This window comes from Piscirickettsia litoralis, from assembly GCF_001720395.1.
Taxonomy (GTDB): Bacteria; Pseudomonadota; Gammaproteobacteria; order Piscirickettsiales; family Piscirickettsiaceae; genus Piscirickettsia; species Piscirickettsia litoralis.
Genome location: NZ_MDTU01000009.1, coordinates 1 through 8,891, shown reverse-complemented (window position 1 = coordinate 8,891; position 8,891 = coordinate 1). Strand labels below are relative to the sequence as shown.

General features: G+C 38.2%; 7 protein-coding genes. 5 read left to right on the top strand and 2 right to left on the bottom strand.

The window, feature by feature from the left end; translation table 11 throughout:
- The 3 genes from BGC07_RS18675 to BGC07_RS18665 all read left to right on the top strand — a co-directional run.
- Nucleotides 1–2,408: RHS repeat protein (locus BGC07_RS18675; RefSeq protein WP_162272295.1), on the top strand; the 2,408-nt coding region annotated here is incomplete at its 5' end.
- 15 nt (nucleotides 2,409–2,423) lie between these two features.
- On the top strand, nucleotides 2,424–5,261 hold the full coding sequence (locus tag BGC07_RS18670) for an RHS repeat domain-containing protein (protein ID WP_069314571.1): 2,838 nt from the start codon (nucleotides 2,424–2,426) through the stop codon (nucleotides 5,259–5,261).
- Complete coding sequence (locus BGC07_RS18665; RefSeq protein WP_069314570.1) at nucleotides 5,258–6,019, top strand: hypothetical protein; 762 nt, start codon at nucleotides 5,258–5,260, stop codon at nucleotides 6,017–6,019. Before BGC07_RS18670 ends, BGC07_RS18665 begins: the two co-directional genes overlap by 4 nt.
- A gap of 65 nt (nucleotides 6,020–6,084) precedes the next feature.
- On the opposite strand, the gene BGC07_RS18660 is transcribed toward BGC07_RS18665, so the two are convergent.
- Nucleotides 6,085–6,342 carry a hypothetical protein gene (locus tag BGC07_RS18660; protein WP_235603493.1) on the bottom strand — a complete coding sequence of 86 codons (258 nt, stop codon included), beginning with the start codon at nucleotides 6,340–6,342 and terminating at the stop codon, nucleotides 6,085–6,087.
- A 376-nt stretch (nucleotides 6,343–6,718) separates the two neighbouring features.
- Here BGC07_RS18660 and BGC07_RS18655 point away from each other — a divergent pair, with 376 nt between their 5' ends.
- Together BGC07_RS18655 and BGC07_RS18650 are read left to right on the top strand one after the other, a co-directional pair.
- Complete coding sequence (locus tag BGC07_RS18655; protein ID WP_069314569.1) at nucleotides 6,719–7,393, top strand: division plane positioning ATPase MipZ; 675 nt, start codon at nucleotides 6,719–6,721, stop codon at nucleotides 7,391–7,393.
- Nucleotides 7,386–7,676 (top strand): ribbon-helix-helix domain-containing protein, encoded by a 291-nt coding sequence (locus BGC07_RS18650; RefSeq protein ID WP_069314568.1) that lies wholly within the window; start codon nucleotides 7,386–7,388, stop codon nucleotides 7,674–7,676. Before BGC07_RS18655 ends, BGC07_RS18650 begins: the two co-directional genes overlap by 8 nt.
- Before the next feature lie 133 nt (nucleotides 7,677–7,809).
- Here BGC07_RS18650 and BGC07_RS18645 read toward each other — a convergent pair whose 3' ends face one another.
- Nucleotides 7,810–8,640 (bottom strand): replication initiation protein, encoded by an 831-nt coding sequence (locus tag BGC07_RS18645; RefSeq protein ID WP_069314567.1) that lies wholly within the window; start codon nucleotides 8,638–8,640, stop codon nucleotides 7,810–7,812.
- Between the last annotated feature and the right edge of the window lie 251 nt (nucleotides 8,641–8,891).

Below are 8,891 nucleotides of genomic sequence, written 5' to 3'. Positions count from 1 at the left end.
TCGTCACTACGGCTGTCTTACTTGCGTTGGGATTGAACAGCGCGGTAGCAAGCTCACAATCAATTAACTTTTTACAGCAATATAAAGATTCCACCGCTCAATCTAAAATTGAGCCAAAACATAGCAAACAAACTCACGCGAAACAAAATAACAACACCAAAGAAAGTGCTAAGAAAAAATTAGCCAAAGAAATTAAAAAAACGAAAGACGCTCCGAAGACCATGAGTTTAGTGGCAACACCGGATGTTCCCAGCAGTCCAGGGGATTACAACAGCAAAGAATTTTATCGCAGCATGATTCAAAATGCGCCTGTCTCTAAAGTCGATCCTTTTACAGGGGCATTAATTGTTCATATTCCATTGGTCAGCATCCCAGGTAATGATAGTTTAAATTTAAATGTGACCTGGAGTTATCGTTCCGGTGAAGATGTTAGTCCTTTTGAACCCAATGAAGGTATTTTTACAGGTTTAGTTGAAACTAATCTTATAGATGCTTTTTGTGATTATGGCAGTTCCTCTTCACCTAGTTGTAACGATCCAAACGTTGTTGTTTTTCAAGATCCATCCGGTGGCCGTCATAAGCTTTATACAACCAGCCCTTCTCGAGGAGGAGCGCATGGAATTGGTACGCGACTTTTTGAATCTATGGATGGCTGGCGTGCAGATTTAGGAGTGAGTTACTCAGGTTCTGGTCCATATGCAGGTTTTGGCGGATGGATTTATGCCCCTGATGGCACAACCTACCATGTATTTAATAGTTGGCCTTATACGGGAGAGTCTCCTGTTGATCAAATTGTCAGCCCTCATGGTGGTGAAAAAATCACTTATGCTTACAGTCGCAGCGGTGGTGGCGTACGAGACCCTTTCCATTTACAGACGATTACAATGGGTAATTACAAGCTCATTGTCAGTGGTAGTACGATTACAAGCAGTGACGGCAAAACATGGCAAATTGACCCGCGCACTATCAATGGAAAAACAGGGCCACAACCTGATCCGGCCTATATTAAATTACCTGATAAATCAGAGTGGCATTTAGGTTGGGCAGGCACTCAAATTAATTCGATTATTTATCCTGATGGCGGTCAATCCCAGTTCCAGTTGGCTAGTTACTCGATTAGTGATAAACAGACGGCTCCTCGATTAGCAACAACATATGTGACCAAACAAACTAATTCAGGCCCAGGAATTACTAAAGGGACCTGGAGTTATGATTATGAGGTAACAGCAAATACTGGGCGATGGGGATATAAAGGAAACCAGGCGTATACCACTGGCGAGGCTATTCCCGCTACACTAATAACAAAAATCACTTCACCAGGAAAAGAAGTGGATTATCAATTTTTGACAGCTTATGACGTGGGACCAACACCAAGTTGGCAGACAGGTTTGTTATCAAATAAAACTGTCTACAAAATACAAGACGTTATAAAAACACCATTGGAAGTCTCTGCTTATACTTGGAGCAAACGCCATATTGCAAAATCTTTCGGATATGGATTTGAAATAGCTCAACCTCAACTAGCAACTCAAACCATTAAACGCGTAGGCGTTACCTATAGCACGACCTATGGTTATGACGACAATAGCATGGTGAATTATGTGTCAAAGTCTTCGCTACAAGGTAGCCGCACAGAAGCTCTTTCTAACTACGAGAAAAAATACACGATTAATGCAGTCCCACATTTATTATTCATCCCTCAGAATGAGGAATGGAAAGATAGCGGTGGTAAAGCAGTCAATCAAATTGCACGTACTTTTAATGATACGGGTGAGTTGCTGGATCAAACTGAGAATGGTGTAAAAACGTCTTATACCTATGATGCCGCTGGTAACATCGCAACGATTACCAATGCATTGGGCCATAAAACAACACTCCAAAATTATGTCGCAGGCATGCCTCAATTGATCACAGATGCAGCTGGTAATCAGTTTAAGTTTGTAATCAATTCTAATGGCACAATTACTAGCTATACCGATGGCTTGGGCAATAAAACGAGTTATGAGTATGACTCGATGTATCGCTTAACCAAACTGACACCGCCGATTGGTGATCCAGTTACACTCACTTGGCATAATTTCACTGCACCAAGTGGGCAAGCGACTAAAACAGTCACGCGGGGTAATTTTAAATCAACGTCTTGGTTTGATGGGTTTGGTCGCACAACAAGCACTGCGCAATATAATAACGGTAAGGCAATAAACCTTGTTAAAATTCGTTATGATGCATATGGTCGTGAGATGTTCAGGTCTTATCCTGAACCATTTGATTACTCTCCAGACAACCTAGCAGGCTTCTTAGGCACTTACACCACTCGTGATGCACTAGGTCGAGTAACCGCGGTTGAAGCACCTTTACCATTAACTAAAATCGGTGATGGCCTTAGCCCGATCCCTTATCAAGGTTAAAAGGAAGTAATAACAATGAAAAAGATTAAAAAACACCTGTCTTTATTTGCCTTAATGGGGATGGTGGCTTCGGGGTCGGCGTTTGCTGATTATACGAAAACGATTACACGGACAATCGATTTTCATAACTATACTTCTATGCAATCTGTTCCTAACGGAATTAAACTGCCGCTATCTGGTTGGGGTGATAATGCTGCTTCTGTACAGGCTGTCAGTTGGGGAAATTTTAAACCTGACTCTTTTGCTCCGGATAGTGTGAAAACCTCTTATGATCAAACCCTTCCTCAATGGACTCCTTTAGAATTTAAAAGCGACCCTGTTGCTGTGAAAAATGATGAGGCTTCAATATTTTTGCTCCCCATTATAAAAAAATCCGAACTTGATGTGATGGTTTATTTGCCAATAAGCTATGTAGATGTCACTTTTAAAGTTCGCTATCCAGGCAATCTACCTCCTCACACCGGTGAATGTACGGCTGCTTCACCTTGTGTGACTTCATATTCTTATGGTGCAAATACGACGACGATTACCGACCCTAAAGGCAATGTGACCGTCGATACTTACCGGTCTTTTGGTGATCCAGATCAGCAGCAGCTTATGAAAATCATGCAAAAAAGCGTTGATATTTATGGTGAGGGTAAGGTCGCACTCAGTACCGGTATAGAACGTGATGCGATGGGGCGTATTACTTTAATTGGTCAAGCTTATAATCCAACAAAGCCCACAGTGATTCGTAAATACCAATATGACTCTCATTACTTTTTAACCGGTGAAGATAACCCGGAGACAGGTCATACCGCTTATGGACGTGATGCCATTGGTGAGATGACTTCTAAGAAAGTTGGTAACTCTCCTAATGTCGATTTTCGCTATGATGTTTTGGGCCAACTCACTCAAGTACGAAACCCCGAATCTAGTTTAAATCGCAATATTACTATGACCTATGATGCTGACGGTCATAAGACTAAAGTACAAAATGGCAACTCAACATTTCACAGTGAGTGGGACTATACATACGATAATAATGGCAATTTAAAATCAGCGAATCTCATTTTCCCAGATGTTGATGCTGGTGGCAGTCACAAGAATTTCTTGTTTAAGTACAGCTACGATGGTCTAGATCACCTTTCTAGTGTGACTTATCCAGGTGATGCTATGAAGGTTGACTATGCGCCTGATGCCTTAGGCCGTGCGACTAAAGTAGGCAATAAAGTCACTAATGTAAAATATTTCCCAAATGGCAAAATTCAAAGCTTCACTGATGCCAATGGTGCAGTAACAACTTATCAGCTTAATGATCGTCAAATGGATAATGATATCAAGGTGGCTTTTGGGAATGAGCAGCCCTTTACTCAGCGTCATTACACGTATGACCCAATGGGTAATATTTTAAAAATTGAGGATCCAAATAGCGCCCATGCACAAACGTATTCATACAATGCAGCAAACTGGCTAACAGGCGAAAGCCTCGGGGGTAAATCATCAACGATTGGATATGACCCTGTTGGTAACATTGTTAATGTCTCGGGTGCGAGAGGCAATCTTAGCTATCACTATACAAATAATAAACTGATGAGTATCAGTGGCTCTGTTAACGAGAATTTTGGTTATGATGCTTATGGAGACATTACCAGCAATAAAGCAGGCAATACCTTTGTTTATAATGACACTCAGCAACTCGTGCAAGCCAAAGGCGTTAATCCTGTTAATGGTAAAAGCTATGATGACCAATATTTTTATGACGGTAATGGCAATCGCGTTAAAGTCCTCAAAGGAAATGACGAAACAATTCAGATTTATAACCAAAAAAATCAACTGTTGTTTCAACAACACATTCCAAATAAAACTGTAGATCAGGGTGATGACACTTACTACTTTTATTTGTTAGGCCATAAAGTCGCTTATCAGAAACAAGGGTTTGATGGTAGCAATAAATCTACTGTGTATTTACACAATGATTTATTGGGTTCACCACTTCAAGAAACTCGTCAAGATAAGAGTTTTGTCTTTAATCAAGGGCAAGTCTATTGGGGATATGGCCAAGAAGCTCTAGACACTTCAAAAGATCGTCCGAGTGAGCACGTCGGCTTCACTGGCAAGCTCCACGATGATGCGACAGGGTTGTCTTACTACGGTGCGCGGTATTATGATCCGGCCATCGGTAGGTTTATGAGTGTGGATCCTGAGAAAGTGGATATTGGAAAAAGTCCACTGTCATTTAACCGTTATGTATATGCCAATGACAACCCATTAAAATACGTTGACCATGATGGGCGGCTTCCTGATGTTGCGGAACAAATCATTGGAGGAGTTTCAGGAGCTTTTGTTGGTGCGTTAGAAGGATATTCTGAAACTCATAGTTGGGGTGGGTTATTTAAAGGAGCAGGAATTGGAGCGTCTGCTGGCTTTGCTAGTTCATTCATAACGGCTGCCCTTTCACCAGAGGCAGCATCGTTATCAGTGGTTGCAAAATTAGGAAAGAAAGCAATAGGGCCAGCTGTAGGCACTGTAGTTGGAACTGTTGCAGGAGCAGCAAGTGATGGAAAATTAGATAAGAAAACCGTTGAGCAAGCCTTTATAGGAAGTGTTATGCCTGGTATACGGGGGACTAGAGGACTTTATGATACATTTGCTGTAGAAGACAAGAATTTTGCTATCAAAGCTATACATATTTCTTTAACTTCCGTTGCAGACAGCGCCTCGGGAGTGACTAAAGATCTTCTAGCTAACCAAGCAGTGAAAGGGCTTCATAGTAAGGATAAAATAGATAATAAAAAAGATAGCAATCACTTAGCAGAACATGAACATAGTTCGCCAATAGATGGGCAAAAGAACCAAAAGGTGGACTCATGACTATTAAGGATTCAATTGTGCAGCTGGGGAATATTAATTCCCCTTGGCCTGCAATTACAATTTTTATTTTAATCCCTACGGCTTTTTATATTTTATCATATATCGTTTTGCCTCTTGTTAGATCGAAAGTAGCCTTAGTATTATCGGTTGTTTCTCTTATTATTGTAAATGTAGTAATTCCCTTATACATTGGTTTTATTGTGTTGCAATCACAAAATAACAACGATCTATATATCAATTATTTATACGCGTTAATATTTGTCATCCTTTTTAATTCAGTTTTGTTTAATGGAATAGTAAAAGAAGGTTTTCTAAAAGGCTGGATAGGAAAAGAAAAGTATAGGGCAAAGTACTTTCCACCTTTAGCCGATGACCAAGTGCGGCCTTTTGGGAAAAAGGCACAGATTAGAATTATATCCGCAGCAATTGTATCGCCATTTATTGCGTTTATATTGTTTTTTTTAGTTAAACTGATTAGTCTTTTTATATATGAAGTAAATGATACACTAGTAAGCACATTGATGTACTTAGCCCTTGGTATGTTTTTTATTGTAGTCATTTCACATCTATTTTTAATACAATACTTACTAAAGTGTGACAACTGTGGATTGCCTTTATTGCCTATAGTGAAAACCAATAGCAAGTATGGAAATTTTTTAAGAGTGGCGCTCGTTATTTTACTTAAGAGTGAGTTTCATTGTCTCCATTGTGAAGCTTCGTATTGTTTAAATTCAAAGCCTCCTAAAAGAGAGGAATAAATTACCTGTGATAATGACGGTTATCAAAACATAACACCAAAAACAGCCCTCTGAGGGCTGTTTTTTTATGACAACTCCTGTAACACAACTTCAGTATAATCGTTGTCTCGATCAAAAGTGACCAACTGTTTTGGTCCATCAGGGTGCTCTTTAATGACAGCGTTAGGGTAGCGATCATCGCCATAATAAATGGATCGTCCTTCAGCAAGGTGTCTCTTAGCTTCTGCACCATCATCAGAGTCTAAGGCTTTCTCAAACTCTAACCAAAACTTCTCTTCTTCTGTTGGAGTCATGCTTTCTAGTGTTGAGACATCTAAAGCCATTTTTTTGCCTCTAAAATAATGTTAAGTAATATTAAGCATATGTATATCAAATATCTATTAATGTTAGGTTTATATTCAATTATATTCACTAATGTTAAAAAAGTATCTAGTTAGAGGGTGAAGCAGGACGTGTAAATGTGGCCACACTTGCAAGCATGACCCACTTACAAAAAAACTTACTTGCACGTTGTGCTCGACGAAAAGTGTGTGACACTCCATTTTACCGATCACATACCGGCTTCAAATATAGCGAAAGTAACAGATTTGTAACTAACATTAATATGCATGTATAATGCGATTAATTAAACATCAATTTGACTGTAGTTTACATGTAAACTACAGTCAAATTACAAGTGGCATTAGTCTGAGGGTAATAATGATTATTTTATTAGGGAGCCAAAAAGGAGGGACTGGTAAATCAACCTTATCGGTTAATATCTGTGCTGAACTTTTAAGACTTAAAAAAACTGTGTTGTTAATTGACGCTGATGCTCAAGGAACATCAAATAATTGGTCGCAAGATAGAGAAAACACAAATAATTTACCTCACTTAGATTGTTTACAAAAATATGGAAATATTAGAAAAACATTATTAGAACTTTCTGATAGATATGATTACATTGTTGTAGATACTGCAGGCCATGACAGCAAAGAACTACGATCAGGCTTAACTGCCGCAGACATTCTATTAACTCCTTTTAAGCCCAGTCAACCAGATTTAGACACAATGGCTAGATTAGATGAAATCATCGAAGAAGCAAAAATAATAAATGAAGAGTTGAAATGCTTTGCGTGTTTAAACATGTCACCGACAAATCCAGTAGTCAATGAGGCAAAAGAAGCTCGAAAATTACTAAATGAGTTTTCTTCAATTTCTATCATCCCAACCATAATTAGAGAACGTAAAGCATTTAGAGACACAATAAGTCAGGGCTTAGGAGTTGTAGAAACTCAACACTCTAAAGCTAAAGCTGAAATCCAAAATCTTGTTAATGACATATTAAAAGAATTAGAAAGCAAAAAAGAAAAAATGGAGTTAAGCCATGCGTGATATTAAGCGATCCAACCGTAATCTAAAGCCCAAACAAGATATCGATGCAAAAGCTGAGGCTTTTGCGAATAAAGCGAACAGCACCAATCCACACAATAACTCAGATGTTGAAATTAACCTTGATCCGTCAGCACCACGTAACGCAGGGAAGTTAAGTATGCCATTAAATGCATTTGAACAAAGACTGCTTAGTAACCTTAAAAAAGAAACTGGCATGAGTATGAATACAATAGTGCGCCAGGCGATCAAGGCATATGCAGATAAAAACAATATTACAGTATAATTTTTGAGGTCAAGATAACTTCAATTAACAGCTATTTTGACTTTTATTTGCCTGTAATTTAACTCTAAAATGATGGCAGTTAACTGTCATATTTTGATCAAAAACATTATTAAGTAATGACTGTGCCCACAAGTTAGCTCTTGACGGTTTTTTTTAGACTTTCTAGTATCGCGGAGCCATTTTGCTTTTGCTCGCTTGTTAGAGCTTTCTTTTTATCCGCGATCTTAATAATTGCATCTGCTCTTTTTGGTCTTACAGGTTTATTTTTATTAATAGCTCTCTTTTTAACAAAAAATTCGATGCTGGTGTATTTTCTGCCAGTCTTCTTTAACTGATATTTAATCATAAGATCTGAATATTTATTAATTTCTTTAACTGCAGGTTCAATTGCATACCTTTTAAGGTCTGCTGTAAGCTGATATTTACCACTCAACTCAAGCAACTCTTTCAACATTTCGATATCATAAGAAAACTTATATTGTTGTTTCTTCGATCTATTTAAGTGCATAGCAGCTATTTCATAAATTCTAATGCTATAAATACTCTTAAAAGCCGCGATCTGCTCAATGTAGTAGCTTGTAAAATTGTCCTTCAACTTACTAAGATATTTATTAATAAAAGGGTTAAAGGCCACTTTAATAGTACTACTTTTATCATTGTATTGTGCCATAATTAGCCACCGCTGCTTTGTTTGCGTTCCTTGATCATCGTAATAACTGAATTCGCGATGCCAAAACCTATGGTCTACTGCTGCTTTTAAGTCCCTATAAATTTCACTATGTTGTCTGTCAAACATTTCTGAAAACTTAGCTATTTCGATATCAAAGCTAAACACACTACTCTCGTCAGGGTTTAACGGATTAATTAAGCTAATGCCATAAAGCACTATTTGCATTTCAGTAAGTGATAGTCGGTAACTTGCTTCAATTAAATGGTTATGTTTGGTAATTGTTTGCTTTTTCATTACTAATCTCAACTTATAATGAGATTAATATTGTATTTTCCATGAGATAGAAAATCAACTCATAATTAACTCACAATTTCTCATAGTTCGACTCACAATTTCTCATAGTTCGACTCACAATTTCTCATAGTTCACTCACAATTTCTCATAGTTAGACTTCTATAGCCATTGATAAATCTAGCTTTAGCTACTGCCTAAACAAGTTAAAAGAAGAAAAAAATAAAACGCGTGCGCGCGAGAAATATTTATCT

Excerpts from the sequence above, each read along its gene's own strand:
- BGC07_RS18660 (WP_235603493.1), bottom strand. The coding sequence starts at position 6,342 with ATGGCTTTAGATGTCTCAACACTAGAAAGCATGACTCCAACAGAAGAA.
- BGC07_RS18665 (WP_069314570.1), top strand. The coding sequence starts at position 5,258 with ATGACTATTAAGGATTCAATTGTGCAGCTGGGGAATATTAATTCCCCT.
- BGC07_RS18655 (WP_069314569.1), top strand. The coding sequence starts at position 6,719 with ATGATTATTTTATTAGGGAGCCAAAAAGGAGGGACTGGTAAATCAACC.
- BGC07_RS18670 (WP_069314571.1), top strand. The coding sequence starts at position 2,424 with ATGAAAAAGATTAAAAAACACCTGTCTTTATTTGCCTTAATGGGGATG.
- BGC07_RS18650 (WP_069314568.1), top strand. The coding sequence starts at position 7,386 with ATGCGTGATATTAAGCGATCCAACCGTAATCTAAAGCCCAAACAAGAT.
- BGC07_RS18645 (WP_069314567.1), bottom strand. The coding sequence starts at position 8,640 with ATGAAAAAGCAAACAATTACCAAACATAACCATTTAATTGAAGCAAGT.